The sequence below is a fragment of the Lentzea guizhouensis genome (genome assembly GCF_001701025.1).
Taxonomy (GTDB): Bacteria; Actinomycetota; Actinomycetes; order Mycobacteriales; family Pseudonocardiaceae; genus Lentzea; species Lentzea guizhouensis.
In genome coordinates, this window is record NZ_CP016793.1 from 7,371,154 (window position 1) to 7,396,065 (window position 24,912).

The window sequence follows — 24,912 nt, forward strand, 5'->3', positions numbered from 1 at the left end:
GCGGTGCCGATGCGGAATCCGAACCGGGCCAGCGCACCTGCACGGTTCCTGTGCGGGCAGTTGAGTGCCATGTTCACCTGCTGACGTCAACGTGCGTTGTGCCCGGCGAGGAGCGAACTCGAACCGCCCGGAACTGAGAGTGGTCCCCGGCGACTCGCTCGCACTGCCGGGCGGATCGGTCGACACGCTGCCGGCGCCCGGGCGGGCGTTCAACATCCACGAGAGCCAGGTGAACGAACGCGGGCGCGGGAGCATCGGCGGCTGGTACTCCAAGGCACCGGCTACCGCGCACTGGTGTCGCCGCTACGAGCACTGTTGGCGGTAGCTGGAGCGATCAGAAAGCGTTTTCATCGGCCGTTTTCCACACCCGACTTGTCGCACTGTGACCACCGGTGTCGAGCTTCGAACGAAGTCCGAATCGCTCCTCCCGCGAACCTGACAAAGCACTGCCAGGGCTCGCCGGCCCGACGAACAGGCCGTCATGCGCGCGGAGCCGCGCCTGAGCCCTGACGTTCGTCAGGATGACTGACCCCCTCCGCTGTGGTCCGATCGAACTCGAATGGCTGTTGAGGGGTGGGGGAGAGCCATGGCCCGTACGAGGTTGTTGCACGGCACGGTGCTCGACGAGGCGCTGTCGGCACCGGACGCCACGGCGTGGATCGGCGCCGGCGAGACGATGCCGTACGCCCGGCTGGACGAGCGGTCCGCCCATCTGGCCGCGCGGCTCGCCGACCTGGGGGTGCGGGCCGGCGACCTCGTGGCGCTCTTCCTCGAACGCGGGCCGGACATGGCCGTCGCGATCCTCGGGGTGCTGCGGGCCGGTGCCGCGTTCGTGCCGCTCGGACTGGACGAGCCGGCGGTGCGGCGCGCGCGGATTCTCGCCGACTGCGGGCCGGTCGTGGTGGTCGTGCACGAGGCGACCGCGGGACGGTTCTCGCACGACGGCTTCCGCCTCGTCGGGATCGAGGGCGACGCGGGGCGACTGGCGCAGCCGGAGATCGGCGCGGACGCCGCCGCGTACGTCATCTACACGTCCGGGTCGTCGGGCGCGCCCAAAGGGGTCGTGGTCGAGCACCGCAACCTCGTGCCCCATCTCGACTGGCTCGCCGAACACCTGCCGCTCGGGCGCGGTGATCGGCTGCTCCAGGTGGCGCCGTACACGTTCGACGCCGCCATGACGGACTTCTTCTGGCCGCTCGGCGGCGGTGCCGCCGTGGTGTCACTCGCGGAAGGGGAGCACCTGGACCCGTACGCGATCGCCACGGCACTCGTCGACCACGAGATCACGGCGGTCAGGTTGCCGCCGGCCATCATGCCGCTCCTGCTCGACGAGCCGGTGTTTCACCGCGCCATCGGACTGCGCTACCTCATCTGCGGTGGTGACCGGCTGCCCGTGCCGGTGGCCCGCCGCATCACCGAGGCGTTGCCACAGGTCCGGTTGTTCAACCGGTACGGGCCGACCGAGGCCGCGGTCGCGGTCAGCTACCACGAGTTCGACGCCGCGGGCGACACCGGCGGGGACGTGCCGATCGGATCTGCCGTCACGGGCGCGGAACTGCACCTCGCGGACGGCACGCCGGCCGTGCCCGGTGCGGAGGGTGAGCTGCTGATCGGCGGGGCGGTCGTCGCGCGGGGATACCTCGGCGACCCGGAGCTCACGGCCGCGCGGTTCGTCGAGGTTCCGGGCGCGGGGCGGGTGTTCCGGTCCGGTGATCGCGTCCGGGTCGGCGCCGCGGGTGCGTTCGTGTTCCTGGGCCGGGACGACGGGCAGGTCCAGGTCGCCGGTCACCGGGTCGAGACGGCCGAGGTGCGGGCCGCGCTGTGCGAGCACCCCGGTGTCGACGACTGCGTGATCACGCCGCGTGCCGACGCCCCCGACACGCTCGCCGCGTACGTGGTGGGGAGGGCGGTCCAGCCGTCCGCCGACGAGGTCCGCGCGTATCTGCGGGCCAGGTTGCCCCGTCACATGGTGCCGAGCGCCGTCGCGTTCGTGGACCGGCTGCCGATGACAGAGCGCGGCAAGGTGGATCTCGCCGCGCTGCACGCTCTGCCGTTCACGGCCACGGGAACGCCACCGGCACCACCGGCGCCGGCCACGAGGAGCGCCGTGCGGGACGCCTGGCTGGAGGTGCTCGGGAGCGCCGGACCGGCCGGGTTCCTCGCGGCGGGTGGCACGTCGCTGCAGGCCGCGAGGCTGGCGAACCGGCTGCGGTCCCGGTGCGGTGTCAGCGTGTCCACGGCCGACATCCTGCGGCACGAGAGCCTGGCCGGCTTCGAGGCCTGGTTCGCCACACAGGACCGAACGGTCGCTCCCGCGCCTCCCGCGGACCGCCAGGACAGCGGCGACGCCCCGCTGACGCACCTGCAGGAGCGGCTGTGGTTCATGCACGAGTTCGCGCCGGACGAGCCGGTGTACAACTTCCAGGCGATCTACCACTTCACCGGCGATCTCGACGAGACCGCGCTCCGCGCCGCGCTCACCGGGATCATCGACCGGCACGAGGTCCTGCGCTCCACCTTCGTCGCCCGCGACGGCGTGCCGCGGCAGGTGGTCCATCCGGACAACCGGCCGTCGGTGACCCTCGTCGACCTGCGCGACACGGGCATGACCGCGGAAGGCGTCGAGGCCACGGCCCGCGAGCTCGCCGAGGAGTTCGTGCGCAGGCCTTTCGACGTCACGACGGCGCCGCTGGTCCGCTGGTGCCTGATCCGGCTGGACGACCAGCGGCGGTGGCTCGTGCACAGCCAGCACCACCTCACCCACGACGGCTGGTCGTTCTCCGTCTTCCTGAACGAGCTGCTCGTGCGCTACCGCGCCGAGGTCACGGGCGGCGAGGTCGAGCTGCCGGAGCCGGTGTTGCAGTGCGGCGACTTCGCCCGCCGCCAGCGGCAGCTGTGGGACGAGCACGGGCTTCGCGAAGACCTGCCGTACTGGCTGGACCAGCTGCGCGGGGTGCCACCGCTCGCGCTGACCCCGCGGCCGGACGTGCCGGTCGACCAGTCCGGCACCCAGGTGCGCCGCCGGGTGTCCGCCGAGCTGGTCGGGAAGATCAAGGAGCAGAGCGCCTCCGCGGCCGTCACGCCGTTCATGTTCTGCTTCGCCGCCTGGCAGACGTTCGTGTGGCTCCTGACCGGGCAGCGCGACTTCGCCGTCGGGACGGCGGTCGTGAACAGGCGGTGGGAGGAGGCCGAGCACATGCTCGGCTGCGTGTTGAACAACCTCGCGATCCGCACGACGATCGCGCCGGAACTCGACTTTCTCACGTTCGTGCGGCGAACGGCCGACGAGCTGCTGGCCGCCTACGCGCACGACACCGCGCCGTTGCACGCGATCGTCGAGCAGCTCCGGCTGCCGAGGAACCTGGAGAACCCGCTCTTCCAGACGACGTTCAACTTCCACGACGCGCCGTTCCCCGACCTCACCCTGCCCGGCACGCGGCTGGTGCTGGAGGAGGCGATCGCCAACGGCACCGCGAAGTTCCCGATCGACGTCATCTTCATCACCGGCGCGCAACGCCGGACGGGCGGAACCGGCGCGGAGGAGTACGACGTGGTGTGGCACGCGTCGGCACGTCATTTCGACGCCGCCCAGGCCAATGCCTGCGCTGACGCCTTCCTCGCCCTTCTCGCGCGGGTGGCCGACGTGCCCCGATCGCGGTTGTCGGACCTGCCCGCGCCGAGGATCCCGGTGGCCGGCGTCGAGCCGGCGGACATCCCGACCACACGGGAGGAAGACCAGAGCACGGCACGGGTGCGCGACATCGTCCGCACCGTGTGGACGGAGCTGCTGGGTGTCGAGGTGCGTGAGCACGACAACTTCTTCGACCGTGGCGGCCATTCACTGCTGGCGGTGCGGGTGATGAGCCGTCTGCGGGCCCGGACCGGTCAGCGGATGCCGGTCCGCCTGATCTTCGAGGCGCAGACCTTCCGCGATTTCGTCAACGAGGTCGCGCGCACCCTGCTGGCCGCGGGAGTCGCGTCGTGACCGACGACCGGACACCACGAGGCCAGGTGCGAGTCCGCCCGGACCTCATGCCGCCCGAAGCATTTCCCCGTCTGCAGGACGCGTTGGCCCACGCCTACGAGAACACCGGACTGGCCGGCCGGAAGCTGGACGAGGCCGGGGTGCGTCCCGGGGACGTGCGGCATCCGGACGACCTCCGGCTCGTTCCGGTGACGAGCCGGGCGGAGTACCGGCAAGCGTTCCCCGCAGGTGTGCTCGTGCGCGGTGCGACGCTGAGCGATCCCATGGTGGTGCGCAGCCGCAGTTCCGGCACCGCGCACGAGCGCTTGATCAGCGCCGACTACTCCTACACGCTCGCGGAGCGGAGGTTCGGCGCGCTGGACGTCAACCCGCCCCTGCTGCGCGTGCTCGCGGACCCGGCGACGCGCCACAGCGTCCGCTACGCCGCGCCGAACTGCTCCGACGTGGAGTGCTCCCTGCCGACCACGAAGTTCGAGGACCGCGTGCTGCCCAACGGCATGCTCGTGCTGCCGTCCGCGCACGACGTGTACGCGACCCCGGACACCATGTTGCGCGCCGCACGGGAGGAGATCGACAGGTGGGAACCGGACTACCTGTCCTGTGACGCGACGAGACTCGCGCATCTGGTGCGGTGGTGCCAGGACGACGGGGCGCTGCCCGGCCGCGCGTTGATCCTGACGTACAACTTCGCGCCCGCCTTCGCGGTTGCCCACCTGCGGGACCGGATGCCCGCCACGATGCTGCTGGCGAACTCGGTGACGATGTCGGAGTGCGGGTGGATCGCCGCGACCTGCGAGCACGGCACCACACACCTGAACGTGGCCGAGCTGTGGCTCGAACTGCTCGACGCCGACCGGCACCCGGTCGGCCAGGGGGCGGTCGGCGAGCTCGTGGTGACGACCCTCGGTGAGCCGCTCGCGCCTCGCGTCCGCTACCTGACGGGGGATCTCTACCGGTTGCTCGGCGGTTGCCCGTGCGGACACCCGCACCCGGCGGTGCGGTTCGAAGGCCGCTGGCGGGACGCACCCGTCTGCGCGGACGGGACGCGGATGACCACCGTCGCCGTCGACGATCTCGTCGGTGCTCCGGAACACCTGGTGAGCTACCGCTTCCACCAGCACGCACCGGAACGCGCGGAGCTGCGCTACATGTCCGACCGGGGAGCCGTGCCCCGGTGGGAGGAAGAGCTGGTCGAGCGGCTCGCGGAACGACTGGGGCCGCGGTGCCGCGTCGAGGTCGGTGTCGCGCCGTACCTGCCCTCCGAACGCTCGGGCAAGTTCCTCACCTGCACGACCGCGATCTCCTAGACCGAGAAGAGAACCGTCATGCTCCGCACCGGCATCGCCGAGGTCCTGCGTGCCGACCTCCCCATCGTCCGGACGGCGTCGCCCGGCGGGAGGCCGTTGATCTACCTGGACAGCGCCGCGACCACACTCACACCGGAACCGGTGATCGCCGCGATCGCCGGTTACTACCGCGAGGTCAGCGCGAGTGTCCACCGCGGCAAGCACATGCTGTCGGACATCGCTTCCACGCGGTTCGAACAGGTGAGGGCGGAGACCGCCACCGAGCTCGGTGCCGCCGCGAGGGAGATCGCGTTCGTGCCCAACACCACTGCGGCGCTCAACGTGGTCGCCTCCGGGTTGCGACTCCGCCCGGACGACGTGGTGCTGGTGCCGCTGGACGTCCACCACTCGAACCTGCTGCCGTGGCGGCGAACCGCCCGCGTCCGGCACATCCGGCTCAACGACGACGCGACCGTCGACCTGGACCACTACGGCGAACTGCTCCGCGGCGGTCCGAAGGTCGTGGCGGTGAGCCACTGCTCCAACGTCACCGGCCGGTACGCGCCGGTGCGGGAGATGGCGCGGATGGCACACGAGGCCGGCGCCCTGTTCGTGCTCGACGCCGCGCAGTCCGTGCCGCACGGGGAGATCCGGCTCGCGGAGACCGGTGCCGACTACGCCGCCTTCTCCGCGCACAAGATGCTGGGACCCACCGGGATCGGTGTCCTCTACGGACGGCTGGACGAGCTCGACCCGCTGCTGACCGGTGGTGGCACCGTGGACTGGGTCGACCTCGACGGTGCCCGGTTGCGCGACGAACCGCACCACCTCGAGGCGGGCACCCCGCACATCGCGGGCGTGTACGGGCTCGGTGCCACGCTCGACTACCTGCGCGGACTGGGCTGGCGGGAGGTCGCGGCGCACGACCGGGAGCTCGCGGCCGAGTTGTACCGGTGGATCGAGCAGCGGCCGCACCTCGCCCCGCTCGGCGGCACCGGCGCCGACGGCCGTGCCGCCATCGCCAGCCTGCGGTTGCCCGCCCGCGTGGACGCGGACGAGGTCGCTCGCCTGTTGAGCGACTCGTACTCGGTGATGTGCCGGTCAGGGAAGCTCTGCGCGCAACCGCTGATCGACACGATCGGCGACGGACGCCCCGTCCTGCGCGTCTCGGCGTACCTCTACACCACGCCGGACGAGCTGCGCACGGCCTTCGAGGCCCTGGACGAGGTTCTCTCGATGGTCGGTGTGCCGGTCGGATGACCATCGACTTCAACCAGCACTTCGAGGACCACGCCGTGCACTACGCCGACCGGGTGGCCCCGCTCTTCGACGTGACCTGCCGGCACGTCGGGGCGTGGGCCGCGGCGCTTCCGGCCGCCACCCGGGTGCTCGACGTCGCGTGCGGTGACGGCCGGGTGGCCGCCACGGTCTCCGCGAGCGGCCACGAGGTGATCGCATGTGACCGGTCCGCGTCGCTGCTGCGGCGCGCGGCGCACGTCCGCGTGCGGGTGCTCCGCGCTGACGCGCACGCCCTTCCGCTGCAGGACGGCAGTGTGGGGGCGGTCGTGTGCAACCTCGGGCTGCAGTTCTTCGACCGCCCGGTGGTCGCACTGCGCGAGATGGCCCGCGTGGCGGGCGGCGGAAAGCCGGTGTTGGTCACGGTTCCCGGCACTGCGTCCGGAGCTCCGCTGCCGGCGCGCCTCCCCGTCACGGATCTGCTCGAATCGGCGGGGCTCGCGCTCGTCGCGGAGCACACCCTCGCCGATCACGCGCGTCTTCACGACGTCACGACGCTGCTGGCGGTGTGGCGGGTCGAGCTGGGACACCGCCGGGAGCTGGCCGAGGCCTCGGACGAGGAGCTGACCGAGCTCGCGGAAGTGCTGCTGGAACGGGAAGAAGGAGGAGTCGGCGTGCCGTTGGTGTTTCGGGCCTACCACTGCACGGCCGGGTAGTCCATGGCGCGCGGCGCGTTGTGGCGTTCACCCGACTTCCTGCGGTTGTGGGCCGCCCAGTCGATCAGCGAGACGGGCACGCAGGTCAGCATGCTCGCCATTCCGCTGCTGGCCATCGGCGTGCTGCAGGTGTCAGCGGCGGAGCTCGGCCTGCTCGGTGCGGCGCGGACGTTGCCGTTCCTGCTGTTCGCGTTGCCGGCGGGCGCGTTGCTCGACCGGATGCGCCGCAGGCCGGTCATGGTGTTCGCGGACTTCGCACGGGCCGCCCTGCTGGCGACCATTCCCGTCGCTCACGCCTTCGGCGCGCTCACCCTGTGGCACCTGTTCTGCGTCGTCGCACTGGTCGGCTTGCTCACGGTGTTCTTCGACGTCGCGTACCAGAGCTTCCTGCCCTCCCTGGTCGACCGCGCGCAGCTGACGGAGGGCAACGCGAAGCTGACCACCACCCGCTCGGCGGCCGAGGTGATCGGTCCTGGCGTGGCGGGCACGCTGGTCGGCGCGATCGGCGCCGCGGTCACGATCGTGGTCGACGCGGTGAGCTACCTGCTGTCCGGGTTGCTGTGCTGGCGCATCCGGCGGGAGGAACCCGTCAGCACGACGGGTGGTGCGCCGAGATCGCTGCGGCGCGAGATCGTCGAAGGGCTGGTGTTCGTCGTCCGCCACCCGCTGCTGGGCCGGATCGGGATCTGCGCCGGACTCACCAACTTCGCGTCGTCGATGACGACCGTGCTGCTACCGCTGTACATGGTCCGCTCGCTCGGCTACTCGCCGGGCCTGGTCGGTCTCGTGCTGGCGATCGCGGGCCTCGGTCTCGTCGTCGGCGCGGTGTGCGCGGCCCGGCTGTCCACGCGGTTCGGCGTCGGGCGCACCATCGTGGGGAGCGCCATCGCCTCGGGTGCCGGGCTGGTGCTGATCCCGTTCGCCGGTCCGGCGTTGTCGTTGCCGTTCCTCATCGCGGGCAAGGTCCTCTTCGGACTGTCCGTGCCGCTGTTCAACATCGCGCAGATCAGCCTGCGCCAGGCGGTGACGCCGCACCGGCTGCTCGGCAGGATGAACGCGTCGATGCGGTTCCTGGTGTGGAGCACCATCTCACTGGGCAGCCTGGCCGCCGGACTCCTCGGCGAGGTCTTCGGGATGCGTGCCGCGCTGGTGGTCGCCTCCGTCATCGGTGCTCTGTCCTGGCTGGCGCTGATGTGGTCGCCGGTGCCCCGGCTGCGCGAGCTGCCGTCGGAGCTGCCGGCATGAGGCTCAGGTGCTCCGGCCGCACGAGGTCGAACTTGAGCGCGCTCGCCACCAGCGACTCCCGCTTCGCCGCGCGCGTCATCCCGGCGGGTGCCACCGGGCCGAACTTCCCGGCCAGGTAGTCGATGTGGTAGTTCACGGCAGACCTGCCGAGCGCCCGTTCGTCGCCGAAGCGCGACAGCCGTTGCGACACCTGGGCGGGGGTGGGCACGGCCGCGGCGCCACCACGGCGCAGTCGCGGCTCGCAGAGGCACACGAGCACCATGAAGTACCTGCTCTCCTCGTCCAGCAACGGGAGCGCGTCGTCGGAGCCGGGCACGACGCCGGTGTCCGGCCGTTCCGGGGCGAAGACGGTGAAGCTGTTGTGCCCGCCGCCGGCCGCCAGCATCACCCGGCTCAGCTCGAACGGGATCGGCACCTCGCCGCGACCGGCCTGCACCTTCACGTACTCGCCGACGCCCTCGAGGTTCTCGACGCAGTAGGTGTTCGACGTGCTGGAGTTCGCCAGCAACCAGTAGTCCTCGAACGCGTGGATGCGGCCGGCGGCCGAGGTGGCGTCACAACCGATGACGAGTGTGCCGTCCCGCTCGCGCCGGCCGAACGTGACGCTGTCGCCGTTCGCGACCTCGACCACCGGTGGCCGCCCGCCCGCCTGGTCGTCGAGGCAGATGAGGAGCGACTTCCCGCCGGGCGTGGTGTCAGCGCGCGACATGACCGCGGTCCTGGACGGCGTCGACGAGCCTGTCGGTGACGCGGTTCGCGAACCCGGCCGGGACGACCAGGGGGTCGTGATCGACACGGAGGTGGAGCTCGTGCTTGTCGTAGGAGGCCGACACGACCACCGGGGTACCGACGCGCATGCCCGGCAGGTAGGTCTCCCGGCCGGGCGTGCCACCGAGCACCAGCACGGGCCGGCGGGTGCGGTCGTCCAGGGTGAGCATCAGGTCGAGGTGCCCCGCCCACCGCGCACCGGTCGCCCGCGCGGCCCGCACCACCTCGTCGAACGGGGTGTCCGCCCACTCCAGGTCCTCCCACCACCCGCTGCGGACGTCCTCGAGCAACTCGCTGTGCTCTCCGGGAGGGTGGGCGACCACCGTGTTGAGGAAGCACCCGACGACGGTGCCGGCGCCGCTCGGTTCCGCCCGGCCTCCCCAGGTGTAGCAGACCGGAGCGGTGCCGTCGTGCTCGGCGAGGGCCGCGTGGCAGGTGGCGAGCAGCGTCGTGAACAACGTGCCGCGCCCTGCCGCTGCGCCGGACAGCTCCACCCGGCGCCATTCGGAGGCCGAACCTCCTCCGCCACCGGGGTCGCGGCCCCACCGCCCCGGCGCGGCGTCGCGGATCCTGGAGGTCCAGTGCGCCAACGCGTCGGGTCCGCTCGCCTCGTGCTCGTGGTCGAGCTGGGACTCGACGGCGTGCCGGTAGCGGCTCAGCTCCTCCGCCACCTCGGCGTCCGGCACGTCCACGTCCGTGTCGTAGCCCGCCGCGATCTGACCGAGCACCTGCCCGATGGACGCCTCGTCGCACACGATGTGGTCGAAGGCCAGTGCGAGCAGGTCCCGCCGGTCGTCGCGGGCGAGCAGGACGCGGAACGGCGCGTGGCCGGCGGGCCACCGGTCGAGCGCGGACCGCATGGCGTGTCCGGAGTCCGGACCGGGCAGCACCTCGACGACCGGACCGATGTCCGGCGGGCCTGTCCGCAGCACCGGCACACCACGGATGACGTGCGGGCCCGCGCAACGCGGGTGCCGCCGTGCGGCGGCACGTGCGGCGCGGTCCAGCCGGCGCGCGGAGAGCGCACCGGGCGGGAACTCCACCAGGACCGGCACGACCTTCACCCGGCCCAGCGGATCGGTGGACCTCGTGTGGTGGAAGCGGCGTTGCGCGCCGGTCAGCGGCATCACGTCCGCGCCGTCTTCCGCTCCACTGTGGACATCAGCGAAGTGCTTCCGGTAGGTCCGGGTGATGCTGCGGTGCATGGCGACCTCCAAGTCAGCCCAGTCGTGGCCACTCCGGCTCGATCCCGGCGGCCCACAGCCGGCCGGTCGCCTCGAGCAGCACCGTGCGATCGGGTGTGCGCTCGAAGGCACCGGGCAACGTCCTGACGACGAGCCCGTCGGGCGGGCGGCCGGGGTGCGCGGCGGCCAGCTGGGACAGCGTCCGGCCGGGACCGAGCTCGACCAGCACCGGTGAGCCCAGCACCGGTGAGCCCAGCGCCCAGGCCTCGGCGAGGTTGTCGGCGAACCGGATGGTGCTGGTGACGTGCCGTGCCCAGTAGTCGGGTGAGGTGGCCGCGCCCGGATCGAGCCAGGAGCCGGAGGTGTTGGACAGCAGGGGAACCCGCGGCCGCCGGAGGGTGGCCGCGGCGACGGCCGCACGCAGCGGCTTCACCACCGGTGTCATCGTCGTGGAGTGGAAGGCGTGCTCGGTGGGCAGCCGCCTGACCGCGATGCCCGCCCCGGTGAGAGCGTCGCCGGTGGCGGCGAGCGGGTCCGGCGGACCGGACAGGACGGTGAGCACCGGGCTGTCGATCGCCGCCACGACCACGCCGTCGCCCAGACGCGACTCCACGTCGCCGACCGGCGCCGCCACCGCGAGCATGCCACCGGGTGGCAGGTCCGCGATGAGCCGCGCCCTGGTCACGACCAGCCGCAGCGCGTCCTCCAGCGTGAACACGCCGGCGACGGTGGCGGCCACGAGCTCGCCGACGCTGTAGTCGAGCAGGGCCGACGGCGTGAAGCCCAGTGATCCGACAGCACGGGCCAGCGCGTACTGGACGGCGAACACGAGCGGCTGGGCCACCTCGGTGCGGTGGATCTCCTCGGTGCCGGCCCGCCGGTCGAACACGGCGGCGAGGTCGGGTGTGCGCCGCTGTGCCGCAGCGGCCTCCGCGCCACCGGGGTGGAGCACCTGGTGGAGGTCGAGGTCGTGGTCGCGCCGAAGCAGCGCGAGGCACGTGTCCAGGTGCTCGCGGAACGCGGGCAGGCCGAGGTACAACCCGGCCGCCAGGTACGGGTAGTGGTCGCCGACGCCGGAGAACATCCACACCACCGGCCGGCCGGGACGGGCCGTCGTGGTGAGCACGCGGCCGGGGTCACGCCTGCCGAGCCTGCGTGCCGCGGCGTCGGCACCGGTCTCGACGAGCACCCGGCGCCACGGCGCCGCGGGTTCGGCCCGCAGCTCATCCGCCAGCGCCGCGAACTCGTCGTCGCCGAGCCCGGGAAGTCGCGCGCAGACCCGGTCGGTGAGCGACTCGAGCGCGTCGGGACTCGAAGCGGACAGCGTCAGCAACTGGGCGGTGGGCGCTGTCATGAGGACAGCGCCTTCACCACGTCCGGTGGCCACTTCGCGGGGTCGGTCCCGTGCTGGCACAGGAACGCGTAGGCGAGCCGCTCCAGGCCGAAGCCGGCGCACGCCGTGTGCACGGGTGAGCCCGCCGCCGTGATCCCGTAGGCCTGGCCGAAGAACTGCTCGTGGAAGTTGAACGAGCACACCGCGACGTCGCGGCCGGGCTCGATCGGCAGCCGGAACTCGTACTTCAACCGCAGGACCTGCTGGGACCACGCCCTGTCGGCGGTCTCGGTGTCGACGAAGAACGGGTCGTTCGCCACCTCGCAGCGCCCGCCGAGGCCCAGTTCCGCCACGAGGTCACCGCATCGGCGCATCAACCGCTCCCTGCCGTCGAGCACCTCGTCGCGGGAACCCAGGAAGACGACCTCCCTGATCGTGAAGTCCCACAGGCGTTCGAGCGAACGGCGGTACCGGGCCTCGTAGCGGAACGACTTGCCCCGCGAGGTCACGACGAGTGATGAGGGCAGCGACCGGTCGGACATCTGGTGGTAGGTGTGGAAGCACATCGTCGGAGGCAGGCAGTGGTCGAAGTCGCCGCTGTGCTCCCGCAGCCGGGGCGTGACATCGGTGCCGTCGCCGAGCTCCGCGAGGAACCTGCGGTAGTTGTCGACGTCGCCGTGCAGCCGGGCGACGAACATCATCAGCTGCGGGAACGACCGGAAGTAGCCGGAGCGCGCCATGGTCGCGGTGGGGATCATCGTGGGGTAGCGGTACTCCCGCGCGCCGAACTCGGCCTTGACGATCCTCGTGAGCACGCCGTCGAGACTGTCCATCAGGGACAGTGCGGGCTCACCGAGGGCGATCTGGCCCTCGCCGGCCTCGGTCGCGATCCCCGCCGCGAGGAGGTCGTCGAACACGTCCCGCGGTGGCGCGGTGGTGTCGACCGCCCACAGCACCTGCTGGTCGACCTGCCTGCGCACGAGGACGTCGTTGGTCACGACGAACTCGAACTTCCGCGCGAGTTCCGCGGTGTCGGCGTCGCCCGCGAGCACGACGTCGACGGCGTTGACGTGTCCGCCGGCGCGCACCAGCGTGAAGTCGAGGATCGACTCGGACACGAAGAACACGCGGGAGGCCAGGTGGTCCGCTTTCTCCTCCGGTACGGGTGGCGACATCTCGATCCGGTGGGTGGTGACCGCGTCTGCCCGCGTCATCCGGTGAGCCCTCCCCGCACGCCGATCAGCTCGGCGAGGATGCCGCGCTGCACCGAGGAGGAGCCCGCGTAGATCGGACCGCCGAGAGCGTCCCTCAGTTCGCGTTCGATGCCGTGGTCGCTCACGTAGCCGCGCGCGCCGTGCACTTCGACCGCCGCCATCGCGGTCTGCACGAGGCTCTCGCTGACGAACACCTTCGCGATCGTCGTGTCGACGAGCGAGAGACGGCCGTTGGTCTTGAGCCAGCCGACCCGGTACAGGATCAGCCTGGCCAGTTCGAGCCGGATCTTCATGTCGGCGATCTTGTGCGCGACGGCTTGCAGCGCGCCGATCGGCCGGCCGAACTGCCGGCGGGTGGCCACGTGGTCGACGGACCTCTCCAAGAGCCGCTCCATCGCGCCGACCTGGTTGGCGAACATGAACGACCGTTCCCACTCGACGGTGCTGGTGAAGATCGAGTAACCGGCGCCCTCGCGGCCGAGCCGGTCCTCCACGGGCACGCGGCAGTCGGCGAACGTCACGGCGCCCATCTCCGTCGTCCGCAGTCCCATCTTGCTGAACTCCTGGCCGCGCTGGACGCCGGGCAGATCGGCGGGCACGAGGAACGCGGACAACCGGTCCTGCTCGCGTCCAGGCCCGCCGGTGCGGGCGAACACCACGTACAGGCCCGCTGTCGGGCCGTTGCTGATGAACCACTTGGTGCCGTTGAGGACGTAGTGGTCACCGTCGCGCACCGCGGTGGTCTGGATGTTCAGCACGTCGGATCCCGCTTCCGGTTCCGACAGCGCGTGTGCGCCGACCAGTCGTCCGCCGCACAAGGGCTTCAGGTAACGGGCGCGCTGGTCGTCGGTGCCGTGCTCGAGCAGGTAGATGACGCAGCCCCACAGGTGGTTGTTGATGGCGAACACCAGTCCGTTGTCCACACAGCCGTAGCCGAGTGCCTCCAGCGCGATCATCGTGGTCAGCGGGTCGTAGCCGCTGCCGCCGTGCTCGGTGGGCACCGGCCAGCCGAGCACGCCGAAGTCCGCGCACCGCTGCCAGTCCTCGCGCGGGAAGACGCCGTCGCGGTCGTGCTCGGCCACGTGCTCGCCCAGTCGCGCCCTGGCGAAGTCGACGACCTCGCGGCGGATCGCGGACTGCGCCTCGGACAGCTCGAAGTCCATGTCCTGTCTCCCCGGTCTCAGACGGATCCGCTCACCGCGGCACTCACGTTCTTCCGCTCGACGAAGGCCGCGATGGACCCGATCGTGCGGAAGTTGTCGATGTCGAGGTCCCGGCCCGACAGCGCGATCCCGAACGTGCGCTCAAGCCAGAGCACCAGCTGCACGACGAACAGCGAGTTCGCGTGGCCGCCGTCGAACAGGTCCTCGTCGTCGTCGATCTCCACGCCGTCCAGGTGGCGGAAGACGAACTCGCGGATGTGGATCTGCACGGGCTTCACGGCGTCACGCTCACCTTCTGGTCGACCGGTTCCGTCTGCTCGTAGGTGTGGAATCCCTGCCCCGCCTTGCGTCCGGTCCGTCCGGCGTAGACGAGACTGCGCAGCAACGGGCACGGTCGGTACTTGGGGTCGTTGAACTCGTCGTACAGGACCTCCAGCGACCGCAGAACGGTGTCGAGGCCGATCAGGTCCGCCGTCGCGAGCGGACCCATGGCGTGCCCGAAGCACTGCCGGAACAGCCGGTCGATGTCCGGCGCGGAGGCGACTCCTTCCCAGAGCAGGAACACGGCCTCGTTGACGGTGAGCATCGCGACCCGGTTCGTGACGAACCCCGGGGAGTCCCCGACCACGACGCAGGCCTTGCCGACACCGGCGAGCAACGCGGTGGTCTCCTCGATGGTGGCGGGCGAGGTGTAGGTGCCGCGGACCACCTCCACGGTCGGCTTGAGCGGTGCGGGGTTCATGAAGTGCGTGCCGATCACGCGATCGGGCCGACCGGTGAGCGCGGCGACCTTGGTGATCGGGATCGCCGAGGTGTTGACCCCGAACGCCGTGCCGGGCGCGCACACCTGGTCGAGCTGCGGGTAGAGCGCGCTCTTCACCCGCCAGTCCTCGGTGACGTTCTCGACGACGAAGTCGACGGCCTCCAGCTCGGCGAGCGCCGTGGTGAAGGTGATCCGGCCCAGCACCTCGTCAGGTGGGTGGTGCTCGGCGTGCGGCCGGACGAGCGGGCCGAGGAACACGGCACGGTCGATCGCCCGCCTGGCCCGGTCGAGGATCTCCTCGGCGACGTCCACGAGCACGACCTCGTGGCCGCCCTGGGCGAAGAGCTGCGCCACGCCGATGCCCATCGTGCCTGCCCCGGCGACGCCTATCCGTTTCATGTGGACATCCTTAGGTGGGTTGGGTGCACGTCGGTGGTGACGGTGTGGTCGATCAGGCGGCACAGCTCGCCGACGCCGTCCCTGACGTGGAAATGGCCCCCTGGTCGCTGGCACAGGTCGAACGTCTTCGCGGTGTGTGCGCCCCAGCCGAGCATCCGCTGGGCACCGCCGCGTTCGCCGTCGCCGACGAACGCGGTGATCGGGCAGCCGAGCGGCGTGTCCGGCACGTGCTCATGGGTTTCGAGCACCGCGAAGTCGGCTCGGTAGCACGCGAGTGCGGCGGAGAGCAGACGGTCGTCCGCGCGGACGGCCGCGGGCAGTGGTCCCCAGCGCCGCTCGATCTCGGCGTGCAGCTCGCGGTCGTCGAGCAGGTGCAGCGGCGCACGGCTGACGGGGAGCGGAGGTGCTGTGCAGGAGGAGACGAAGAGGCGGACCGGCGTGATTCCGCGGTGTGCGCGCAGCGACTTCGCGACCTCGAACGCGACGAGGGCGCCGAGACTGTGCCCGAAGAGGGCGAACGGCTCGACGAACCGCACTCCGGCCAGCACGGCGTCGACGAGCGGTGCCATGGCGGTGAACGCGTGCTCGCCGAGTTGGTGAGCGCGTCCGGGTGGCTGGACTGCCGCCACGCGAAGCCGCGGCAGTTCCGCGGCCCAGCGGACGAACTCGCCCGCCGCGCCGCCGGCGTGCGGAAAGCAGTACAGGGTCGCCACCGGGTCGGGCCGCGCGGCGCGTTCGACCACCCACCGGCGTTGCTCAGGCATCGCGGACCGCCGTGGCGCGGTTCGCGAGCCGTTCGTCGATCAGCGCGGCGAGCTCGCGCACCGACGGAGCGACGTACATGGCGCGGAGCTCCAGTGCCACGGGGAAGATCTGGCCGACGCGCGCGACGAGCCGGGTGGCGACCAGTGAGTCACCGCCGAGGTCGAAGAAGCTGTCGTCCGGATCGACGTCGGGCAGCCCGAGCATCTCGGTGAACAGCAGCGTCACCGCCCGTTCGACGTCCTGCGCCGCGTCCGTGACCGGGTCGAACCGCGGTGCCGGTGCGGCACCCGGCTCCTGCTCGACGAGGTGACGGCGTCGTTCGAAGGGGTAGGTGGGCAGCGGCACCCGGCGTCGCGGTCCGTGGCTGACCCGGGACCAGCGGATCGCCGCACCGGCCAGCCACAGTTCACCGAGCGCCGTCACCGGCCGGACCGTGGTGACCACGACGTGCCGATCCGTCCACAGTGGATGAGCGCGGAGCTCGGACCCCAGCTCGTCGCCGCCGATCTCCAGGAACACCCGGCCAGGACCGGCGAGCGCGCTCGCGAGACCGGGTTCCGACCAGGCCACCTCGTCCACGGGCAGGCCCGGCACCGCAGCTGTCGCCCATGCACCGGGTTCGCGGCAGAACGCGATGTCGGGGCTGATGCCGATGGTGGTCCACCGTCGCGTCGTGGCGTTCTGGTCAGGACCGGGACACAGCAGCGCCACCGGCCGTTCGTCGCCGCCTGTCACGAGCCGGTCCGGATCCCCGCCGGTGAGCACGTGCACGGCGTCGTCCCGGTCGTGGACGACGGCGTAGCGCCGGCACCGGTGGCGGCGCCGTCCGACCTGCAGCGTCCACGCCACGTCGGCGAGCGCCTGTTCCGGGTGGCGGCGGAGGTGGTCGGCGAGCCGCGCGGTGGCCGCGTCGAGTGCGGCCGGAGTCCGGGCGGAGAGCAGCAGGACGTGCGGCCCCGGCGCGGGTTCGCCCGGTTCGCCGGTGGGCCGTTGTTCGAGCACGACGTGGGCGTTCGTCCCGCCGAGGCCGAACGAGCTCACCCCGGCCCTGCGCGGCACGCCGGCCGGCTGCCACGGTCGTGGTTCGGTGACCACGGCGAACGGGCCCGCGTCGAAGTCGATGTCGGGATTCGGTGCCGTGAAGTGCAGGCTCGGCGGGATCACCCCGTGCTCGACGGCGAGCACGGTCTTGATGAACCCGGCGATGCCCGCGGCGGCGTCGGTGTGCCCGATGTTCGTCTTGACCGAACCGAGCCAGCAGGGTTCCCCGCGCTCCGCCCGGTCGCCGGCGAACACCCTGGTGAGCGCCGCGATCTCGATGGGATCGCCGACCGGGGTGGCGGTGCCGTGCGCCTCGACGTAGGTGACGGTCGACGGTGCCACGTCCGCGGCGAGCTGGGCCGCGCGGATGACCGCCGACTGCCCCCTGACCCCCGGCGCGGTGAACCCGACCCGCTCCGCACCGTCGTTGTTCACGGCCGAGCCGATGAGCACGGCGTGGACGTGGTCCCCATCGGCGAGCGCTTCCGGCAGCCGTTTCAGCACGGCGACACCGCACCCCTGACCACCGATCACCCCGTCCGCACGCGCGTCGAACGCACGGCACATCCCGGTGGGGGACAGGATGCCGCCGACCGTGTAACGCCCGAGCCGGGGCGGTACGTGCACGGACGTGCCACCGGCGAGCGCGAGGTCGCATTCGCCTGCCAGCAGCGCCTGTGCCGCGAGGTGGACGGCCACCAACGACGTCGCGCAGGCCGCCTGCACCGCGACCGCCGGCCCGGTCGTGCCGAGCTTGTAGGCGACCTTGCTGCACAAGAAGTCGGGGGCGGTGCCCATCCGGATGTCCCACTCGGTGACCGAGGGCAACTCGTCGCGCCGCGCCCGCAGCGCATGCGCATAGGACGACTCGCCACAACCCGCGTAGATGCCGATCGACCCCCGGTACCGCTGCGGGTCGTACCCCGCCCGTTCGAGCGCCTCGACCGCGCACTCGAGCAGCAGCCGGTGCTGGGGGTCCATCAACATCGCCTCGCGCGGGGTGCAGGCGAAGTAGTCCGCGTCGAACCACTCCGGCCGCCGCACCAAACCGCCGGCGGGGACGTACTCCTCGGTGCCGCCGCCCGCCACCGCGACGGTGCGCGGAGAGGACCGGCTGACGCTGTCGACACCGGTGGACAGGTTCTCCCAGAACTCGTCCACGCCGTCCGCTTCCGGAAATCGGCAGGCCAAGCCGACAACAGCGAGATGTGTGCTCTGGCGTTCGTTTTCGGTACCTGGTTCAGCCTCGCTCAACGGAATCATGATCGTCGTCAAACCCCCGATTGCGCTGGTCGCGCAGACGCGCCAGGCGAGAGCGAGCCCTCGCGCGTTCGCTGCCGTCCGGCAGGTCGGCCGGCCTCATTGCCGCAGCGCCGTCGAGAAAGCCGCCGAGTGCCCTGACCGTCGGATGCTCGAACAGTTCCACGATGTGCGGACGCATGTTCAGGCGTTGTGAAATTCGATCCCGAACAACGTGCATCAGCATTGAGTAGCCGCCGACGTCAAAAAAGTTGTCGAGCACCCCGACCTGATCGATTTCAAGCACCTCGCACCAGATCTCGGCGAGGGTGCGCTCGGTGTTCGTCCAGGTCGCGCTGTCATGCTCAACAGGACTGTCATCCGGCCGCGCTGTGCCAGCGCGTCGCTCGCCGTGCGTGCGGCTGCCTTGCGCGCCCACGGAGAATCACGTCCTCGAATGGAGAATCTTGATCAGTCGCGCTCGTGTCCGGCAATGGGTGAACACACGTGTTCCACCGTTGGCATCGTCATCCCCCTCGGTGATCTCGATGCAACCAGGGGTGCGCGAAAAAATTCGGCGGCCGGAGTCGCCGCTGCCGTTCAACTTCCCCCCGTTGCCCCCTGATGCGGTGGTGCGGCTGTATCAGAATCTCGCACCACGATATATGTCTACCGATCCTGCTCGCACCACGATATATGTCTACCGATCCTGTGTGATGTTGTCAACAAATAGCCTGATTCGGTCGCTGCTGGAATATTCCAACCAACAATTTCGCGGTCGAACGATTTGGTGGCGATGGCGGGGTCAGATCCGAGACGTTGCGGACCGCGCCGAAGCGGGCCTCGGCTGCCGTCCGGTCGACGGCACCGTCGTGGCCCCTTTGCCGTACAACTGCTGCAAGAACTCCTGACGCAGTGATCGAGCAATGGAACTGGGTGCTGGCCTAACACTCCCTGTCGTGGTCCGTGTCGCAGAACTCGGCCTGGAGACCGTCCGGGCGCAGCACCACCGCGCCGGGGGCGACGACGCGAACCTGGAACACGGCTCCGATCGGTGCCGCCGGGTCGTCGGATGCGGTCACCTCGAGTGTTCTGGTGCCGTTCTCCGCGGTGTGCGTGGTGCGCACCTGCACCGTCCGGTACGTCCCGGCGGTGTCGCCGGGGCCGCGGTAGAACAGCTTGCCCGTACCGGCGTCGTCCACCACGACCCGGCCTGAGTGCTGGCTCCACGACCCACCGGGCAGCAGCGCCCGGCCAGGGCCTCGTGCCGGTCCGGCGGGGTCACCGTGGCGCCACACCTCGGTCGGGCCGATGAGCTTGTGTTTGGTGCGCAGCAGCAGGCTGACCGTGCCGTTGGACAGGAAGCCCAGTCTCTCCGCCTGATCGAAACCGTTGTCCCGCACCGGGGTCTTCGTCCACGTGACACCGTCTGCCGACGTCCACAGCGCGGCTCCGCCCGCCCAGCCGAGCGCAAGGAATCCGCTGTGCCACGGTATGACCTGGTGCACCGTGCGCTGCCGCCGGGGAACCACGCCGGCGTCGGGCAGCCTGCCGGACGCGATCGAGGCCGTTGCGGTCCACGCCGTGTCGCCGTCCCGGCGGTACCAGGCGGTCAGACCTCTGTCGCGATCTTCCTCGTGCACCGGGTCCGCGGTGTTCGTGAATGCGACGGCCACGCCGTCGTTGTGCGTGGCGGCGTCGATCCTCGGTCTGCCGACGCCCGCCGGCCAGCCGATCAGCTGCGGCCCGACGTCACGCCAGGTCCTGCCGTCGCGGGACTCCAGGAGTGCCGGGGTGGCGTGGTCGTGCCCGATGATGATCCGGTAGATCAGGAAGCCGTGGCCGGTCGCGGCCACCAACGGCGGTTCGTAGGGGTACACATCCGGCATCGGCACGTCCACCGGCTCGCCGAACCTCTCGCCGTCCGCCGAGTGCCAGATCCTCAGCACGTCCGCGGTCGCGATGCCCGTCTCCGGACCGAAGCCGACGACCACCACACCGCGCGGGCCGGCGCTGATCGAGGACACGCGGTCGCCCGGCCGGGCGCCTGGCAGCGGGATGCGGTACCAGACGTCGCCTTCGGACGTCCACACCGTGGGGCCGTGGAAGCCCTCGCCCAGCAGATAGCCGTGTTTTCCATGTCCCGCAACGGCATCGCCCTGCCCGAGCTCTGTCAGGCCAGAGATGACGATCTGGCGCCACGTCGCGCCGTCGGCCGACATGTGCACGACGGGAACATCATCGGCCCGCTCGCTCGCCACCGCGAAGCCGCCTTGCCAACCGGCTGCGCCACGCACGCTCGGCAGTTGCTCGTATTGCAATGTGGGCACGCTCGTGCGAGTCCACCGCGGCTCGCTGAACGGCGCCTCGGGGGCTTCCTCCGCAGTGCAGGCGGTGACCAGCAACGCGGCGAGGCAGACGGCGGCTACTCGCACGACGGCCTCCACTCGTCACCGGCCCCGGTCATGCACCACCTGCGGGCCGCCGTGATCGCGGTGGTGCGGAACGGCATCCCCTGATCGTCGATGCGAAGTTCGCCCGAACGCGCCCCGGCGGTCCACCGCACCAGGAGCACCCATTCGACCTCCTCGCTGGGGGAGGAGGGTTCGACGATGAACTGCTCGACGTCGTCCCGGCCGATCGTGAACGGGAACGAGACCGGCGGGATCGTCTCCTCGCCGTGGTTGCCCTCCCTGGGGACGGCGGTCGGCGCGACGGCGGAGAGGTCCACCGCGAAGAACCGCGGAGTGAGACCTCCGCCGCATCGGCCGGGCAGGTGTACCCCGGACGCGGCCGGTCCGCGGTTGAGCACCTCCGCCTTCATCGACTGCAGCACGACCTTCATGTCGGTCAGGCCCTGCAACGTCACGATCACGTAGTGCCCGCTGGCAGCCACGGCGCCGGGCGGCCGATCCACGACCTTGATCGGCGCATCGCCCTCATGCGGCGCCACCCACCCGGTGGAGTCACAGGATCCGTCGAGCACCGAGGAGGCCGCCAGCGGATCACCGGTGAACGGCTGCTCGTCCCGCGGCCAGAGGTGCCAGGTGATGAAACCCCCGATGGCGAGCACGACGCAGAAGATCGCGCCGAGAGGCACGATCGCGCGCTGGTGGCCGTGGACGGTCAGGGAGCCGATGTGCCTGGCCTGCACCACGGTGCCGTCGACATCGCGTGCCGCGTTCGTGACGTCCTGGTTCTGATCGTCGGCGGTCATCGCCGCGGAATCTACCAAAAGATCCGTGCCCAAACGATGGGACCGCGTGAATCGCCGATGTGCTCGCAACCGCCGGCGCGAGCCGCATACTGACCGCTGATCTGGAATCACTTGCCTACGGCGTGCGCCGCGGGAATACGAGCGGCACTGCACGAGCATCGAACCCACCGATCACTCGCCGTCGCAGCGCCCTTGAACGCGCGGCCTGAGCCTCTCGAGCCCGGCCAGATCGAACGCCTCACCGTCAATCGACAGGACCGTGCGCCGAGCCGGTCGTCGCCGCCGTGGACGTGAGCAGACGCCGCCAGTGGGAGGAGGCGTTGCGCGACAAGGCGAAGCGCGACGAGCTGACCGGGCTGGCCAGCCGTGCCCACTTCCTGCACGTCCTCCACACGTCAAGGTGATCGCTTGGTACGACGACAAATGAGACTTCGCACCATGTGGTCGACACGCTGGAGTTGCTCGCAGGGGTCGTACGGGTAGCAGGAGACCGCCCGGTGGAGATGGCTCCACCGGGCGCCGCAGTTGTCGCCTTCTGTCGTGCGAAACGTCAGCGGGCGCACCGCCACGAGTACGGGTTGCCGGTGTCGAGGACGATGGCGAACGCGCCGCCGGCCCACTGGCGTGCGCAGGCGTCGTTGAGGTCGACGCTGTAGAAGTTGCCCGAGCTCGGGGAGTAGCAGCGCCACGCGTAGGCGTTGTGCGGGTCGAGGAGCCGGAGCTCCAGCGGCGACGAGAACTGCACCCGGCACTGCTGAGCGATGTCGACGCCGCCGATGACGGTGGCCGCCGATGCTTGCCCCGCGGCGACCGGCAACGCCAGCGCGCCGAGCCCCAGTGCCACCGCGACCTGGACGATCTTCTTGCTGAGCTTGGTCATCCGAACCCTCTCCCGTTCCGGACCGTCCTGTGCGGCCCTCTCCTCTGATGTTGGTCAGCGGAGAGGTCGCCGCCCATCGCCCGGCGGACGATCCGGGTGGCACCAGGCACTCGTCTTCGGGACTACCTCGCGACGTATTTGCACACGTCTTCGGCGACGAGGTGCCGGGTCGCCATGCCGTATTTGCGGAAGATGGCGCGCAGGTGCGTTCTGACCGTGTGCGGACTCCGGCCCAGCTCAGCGGCGAGCTGATCGTTGTCGTGACCTTCAGCCAGGTGCAGTGCTACCTCCTGCTCGACCGGGGTGAGCGCGAGGAACCGCTGTTCAGGTCCGTCGTCGAGGTCCAGGGTCATTTCGATGAGTTCGGACTGGAGCTGCTCGCACGCGCGCACGATCAATGCGAGCTGGTGGGCGGAATCGGCTGGGTCGCGTCGTGCCTGTTCGGCCATGGCGCGCACCTCGGCGACGCGGGAGCCGAGGTGTTCCACGATGTGGTCGGCAGTGACCGGGTGCGTGGTGCTGTCGCCGGCGGGAAGCAGTCGCAGCGCCTCGCGGTCGTCGGCGTCGCGTCGTAGCAGCCGGGCGAGCAGGTCGGTGAGCCATTCCAGCGCTCGCACGGTGTTGTCGTCGAACGCGTCTGGTGCGTAGCTCTGCACCGAGACCATGCCGAACACCTGGGAGTTGCCGTCGCGGTCCGGTCTGAGCATGGGTGCGGTGATTGCGTCCGCAGAACGTCGTGAGGTGTCGCCGCACATGACGCCCGCGTGCAGCACCGCGCCGTTGTCGTATGCGTAGCGGTAGGTGACGCGGTGCTTGAGCAGCCAGGCGGTCTGGCCATGTGGGCCGTAGGTGTGGACGGCGGGGTCGTCGTACGCGCCGCTGTCGAAGCCGTACGGATAGCGGACCCGGTTGGCACCCTGAAGAATGCCGACGTAAAGGCAGTCCACCGGCGTGATCTTTGTGAGCGCCGCGCGAAGGTAGTCGTAAACGGCGTAGTGGTTGCCCTTCGCGAGAACACCGATCTTGTGATAGGCCTCGCGAAGCACAGTGGCCGTCTGGGCGTCTACCCGCAACGAGCCAGGCTTCGTCGTTGTCATCGCAGCATCATGGCCACGCTTCGGGCAGCTGGTTTCTGTCGCCCGCTCTTTGACCTTTTTCTGTCATTTCCCTCCTCGGTGCGGTGTCAGTAATGACGCCCATGTACAGAGGAGCACGAATGCTGAGGAAACTCTTGGGAACGGCGATGCTGGCGACAGCGCTGGTCGCAGGTACAGCGGGTGCGGCGGCAGCAGCTCCCAACGCGGGCACGCTCGCAGCCCGCGGATACGTGGACGAGGGAAACCTGCGTACCAACCCCAACCTGGACGCGTCGACCATCGTCAGGATCTGCAGGCAGTGGGTCGACATCAACTGCTGGATCGACGGTGGCCCCAACGGGTTCGGGTCGAACCGCTGGTTCAAGGCGGACCACTACGGCCAGATCGGGTACCTGAGCTCGGGCGTCGTGTCGCACCAGCCGTCGGTGGGACCATGCTGATGGGGCTTGTCCTGGCCACCGGGGCCGCGACGGTGAACGGGCGCGGACCGTCCACGCGTCGCGCCTGCTCGGCAGCGGAAGTGGTTGGCAGGCAGTCTTCGTGCACTTCTCGACCAGTGCCGTCCACAGAGGACGGTGGCACGGAGGCGGCGATGACGCCGTCCGCGGTGGACAGGCCGGGTTTGACGCCCCACGCGGTTCAGCGCCCGAACCTCTGGCGGGCAAACCCGGCCAGAGGTTCGGGCCGATGAGGCCTACCGCGCCGTGTCGCCTTGATCAGCCCGAGGCTCGTCCTCGAGCACGCCGACCAGCTCTGGGTCTTCCGGCGCGGGCATGTGGCGGATGCTGTCACTGCCCTTGTGGTCGTGGGCGCGGCTGTACCGGGAATCCAGCACCCTTCCCAGCTTGTGCGCGGCCCCGGCGTACGCGTCGTCCACGGTGGTCGCGTGGTGGGTGACCGCGACCGGCTGCTTGCCTCCCGGGCGTGCCTCGATGACGCACTTCTTGTCCTCCGGCTTGCTGCCCCCGTCCTCGCTGAGGTGCACTTCCACTCGGGTCAGCCATCCGCTGAACCGGGACAGGCTGTTCTCCAGGTCGGTGGTCACATAGGTGGCCAGTCGTTCGCCACCGTGGATGTTGTGGTCGGTGTTGACCTGGATCTGCATGAGCACCCTCCGGAACGGGACAGAAATGATCCTGGTCGATACCACGGGAGCGGCCGGTTCAAACGCGGCGGTTCGGCGCGTGGGGTGTCTGGACTCCGCATCAGGGCGTTGAGCTGCGGTGACCGTGCATCACGGGCTGCAGGGGAATGACCACCCAGACACCGCGGCCGCAGGGCCACCGTGCCACGTCCACTGTGGACGCGGCACGGTGGCCCTGCCGCACAACGTCATCGCGTCACAGCACGTCCCCAGGTCGCCAGGATCGGTAGCGGTCCT

At 70.5% G+C, this 24,912-nt stretch carries 21 protein-coding genes; 6 read left to right on the forward strand and 15 right to left on the reverse strand.

The genetic code is table 11. The features are described from left to right. Positions 1-586 precede the first annotated feature (586 nt). The 5 genes from BBK82_RS35515 to BBK82_RS35535 are packed head-to-tail and all read left to right on the forward strand — an operon-like array spanning position 587 to position 8,468. Entirely contained in the window at positions 587-3,985 is a 3,399-nt protein-coding gene (locus BBK82_RS35515; RefSeq protein WP_065918866.1) for a non-ribosomal peptide synthetase, read from the forward strand. After that, positions 3,982-5,292 carry a phenylacetate--CoA ligase family protein gene (locus tag BBK82_RS35520; RefSeq protein ID WP_154697682.1) on the forward strand — a complete coding sequence of 437 codons (1,311 nt, stop codon included), beginning with the start codon at positions 3,982-3,984 and terminating at the stop codon, positions 5,290-5,292. Before BBK82_RS35515 ends, BBK82_RS35520 begins: the two co-directional genes overlap by 4 nt. 18 nt (positions 5,293-5,310) lie before the next feature. Continuing rightward, the gene (locus BBK82_RS35525; protein ID WP_065918868.1) at positions 5,311-6,531 is read left to right on the forward strand and encodes an aminotransferase class V-fold PLP-dependent enzyme; all 1,221 of its coding nucleotides are present in this window, start codon (positions 5,311-5,313) and stop codon (positions 6,529-6,531) included. Beyond that, positions 6,528-7,223 carry a class I SAM-dependent methyltransferase gene (locus tag BBK82_RS35530; protein ID WP_065918869.1) on the forward strand — a complete coding sequence of 232 codons (696 nt, stop codon included), beginning with the start codon at positions 6,528-6,530 and terminating at the stop codon, positions 7,221-7,223. The genes BBK82_RS35525 and BBK82_RS35530 overlap by 4 nt, the downstream gene beginning before the upstream one ends. Positions 7,224-7,226: 3 nt before the next feature. Continuing rightward, positions 7,227-8,468 carry an MFS transporter gene (locus tag BBK82_RS35535; RefSeq protein WP_065918870.1) on the forward strand — a complete coding sequence of 414 codons (1,242 nt, stop codon included), beginning with the start codon at positions 7,227-7,229 and terminating at the stop codon, positions 8,466-8,468. On the opposite strand, the gene BBK82_RS50900 is transcribed toward BBK82_RS35535, so the two are convergent. From BBK82_RS50900 to BBK82_RS35605, 14 genes are all read right to left on the reverse strand, one after another. Continuing rightward, positions 8,386-9,177 (reverse strand): serine/threonine protein kinase, encoded by a 792-nt coding sequence (locus tag BBK82_RS50900; protein ID WP_154697683.1) that lies wholly within the window; start codon positions 9,175-9,177, stop codon positions 8,386-8,388. The genes BBK82_RS35535 and BBK82_RS50900 overlap by 83 nt on opposite strands. Next, a complete protein-coding gene (locus tag BBK82_RS35545; protein WP_065921606.1) occupies positions 9,164-10,441 on the reverse strand; it encodes a condensation domain-containing protein in 1,278 nt (425 codons plus the stop codon). Before BBK82_RS35545 ends, BBK82_RS50900 begins: the two co-directional genes overlap by 14 nt. 13 nt (positions 10,442-10,454) lie before the next feature. Continuing rightward, positions 10,455-11,774, reverse strand: coding sequence for an acyltransferase domain-containing protein (locus BBK82_RS35550; protein WP_083268361.1), 1,320 nt, complete (start codon positions 11,772-11,774; stop codon positions 10,455-10,457). Beyond that, complete coding sequence (locus BBK82_RS35555) at positions 11,771-12,967, reverse strand: class-II aminoacyl-tRNA synthetase family protein (RefSeq protein WP_065918873.1); 1,197 nt, start codon at positions 12,965-12,967, stop codon at positions 11,771-11,773. The genes BBK82_RS35550 and BBK82_RS35555 overlap by 4 nt, the downstream gene beginning before the upstream one ends. Continuing rightward, positions 12,964-14,130, reverse strand: coding sequence for an acyl-CoA dehydrogenase family protein (locus BBK82_RS35560; protein WP_065918874.1), 1,167 nt, complete (start codon positions 14,128-14,130; stop codon positions 12,964-12,966). The genes BBK82_RS35555 and BBK82_RS35560 overlap by 4 nt, the downstream gene beginning before the upstream one ends. Before the next feature lie 17 nt (positions 14,131-14,147). After that, positions 14,148-14,408 (reverse strand): acyl carrier protein, encoded by a 261-nt coding sequence (locus BBK82_RS35565; protein ID WP_065918875.1) that lies wholly within the window; start codon positions 14,406-14,408, stop codon positions 14,148-14,150. Then, positions 14,405-15,292: a 3-hydroxyacyl-CoA dehydrogenase family protein gene (locus BBK82_RS35570; protein ID WP_065918876.1), complete on the reverse strand. Its 888-nt coding sequence runs from the start codon at positions 15,290-15,292 to the stop codon at positions 14,405-14,407. Before BBK82_RS35570 ends, BBK82_RS35565 begins: the two co-directional genes overlap by 4 nt. Further along, positions 15,289-16,056 (reverse strand): thioesterase II family protein, encoded by a 768-nt coding sequence (locus tag BBK82_RS35575; RefSeq protein ID WP_065918877.1) that lies wholly within the window; start codon positions 16,054-16,056, stop codon positions 15,289-15,291. Before BBK82_RS35575 ends, BBK82_RS35570 begins: the two co-directional genes overlap by 4 nt. Beyond that, a complete protein-coding gene (locus BBK82_RS35580; protein WP_065918878.1) occupies positions 16,049-18,259 on the reverse strand; it encodes a polyketide synthase in 2,211 nt (736 codons plus the stop codon). The genes BBK82_RS35575 and BBK82_RS35580 overlap by 8 nt, the downstream gene beginning before the upstream one ends. A 79-nt stretch (positions 18,260-18,338) precedes the next feature. After that, positions 18,339-18,776 (reverse strand): phosphopantetheine-binding protein, encoded by a 438-nt coding sequence (locus BBK82_RS35585; RefSeq protein WP_065918879.1) that lies wholly within the window; start codon positions 18,774-18,776, stop codon positions 18,339-18,341. A gap of 505 nt (positions 18,777-19,281) precedes the next feature. Further along, the gene (locus tag BBK82_RS35590) at positions 19,282-20,772 is read right to left on the reverse strand and encodes a hypothetical protein (protein WP_154697684.1); all 1,491 of its coding nucleotides are present in this window, start codon (positions 20,770-20,772) and stop codon (positions 19,282-19,284) included. Beyond that, positions 20,763-21,554 (reverse strand): hypothetical protein, encoded by a 792-nt coding sequence (locus BBK82_RS35595; protein ID WP_065918881.1) that lies wholly within the window; start codon positions 21,552-21,554, stop codon positions 20,763-20,765. Before BBK82_RS35595 ends, BBK82_RS35590 begins: the two co-directional genes overlap by 10 nt. 550 nt (positions 21,555-22,104) lie before the next feature. Next, positions 22,105-22,434 (reverse strand): hypothetical protein, encoded by a 330-nt coding sequence (locus BBK82_RS35600; protein ID WP_065918882.1) that lies wholly within the window; start codon positions 22,432-22,434, stop codon positions 22,105-22,107. A 122-nt stretch (positions 22,435-22,556) separates the two neighbouring features. Continuing rightward, positions 22,557-23,480, reverse strand: coding sequence for a response regulator transcription factor (locus tag BBK82_RS35605; RefSeq protein ID WP_237047742.1), 924 nt, complete (start codon positions 23,478-23,480; stop codon positions 22,557-22,559). A 170-nt stretch (positions 23,481-23,650) separates the two neighbouring features. Here BBK82_RS35605 and BBK82_RS35610 point away from each other — a divergent pair, with 170 nt between their 5' ends. Beyond that, on the forward strand, positions 23,651-23,971 hold the full coding sequence (locus tag BBK82_RS35610; protein WP_154697685.1) for a hypothetical protein: 321 nt from the start codon (positions 23,651-23,653) through the stop codon (positions 23,969-23,971). 254 nt (positions 23,972-24,225) lie between these two features. Here the strand turns inward: BBK82_RS35610 and BBK82_RS35615 are convergent, their stop codons facing one another. Further along, positions 24,226-24,636, reverse strand: coding sequence for an HPF/RaiA family ribosome-associated protein (locus tag BBK82_RS35615; RefSeq protein WP_065921607.1), 411 nt, complete (start codon positions 24,634-24,636; stop codon positions 24,226-24,228). Positions 24,637-24,912: the final 276 nt, after the last annotated feature.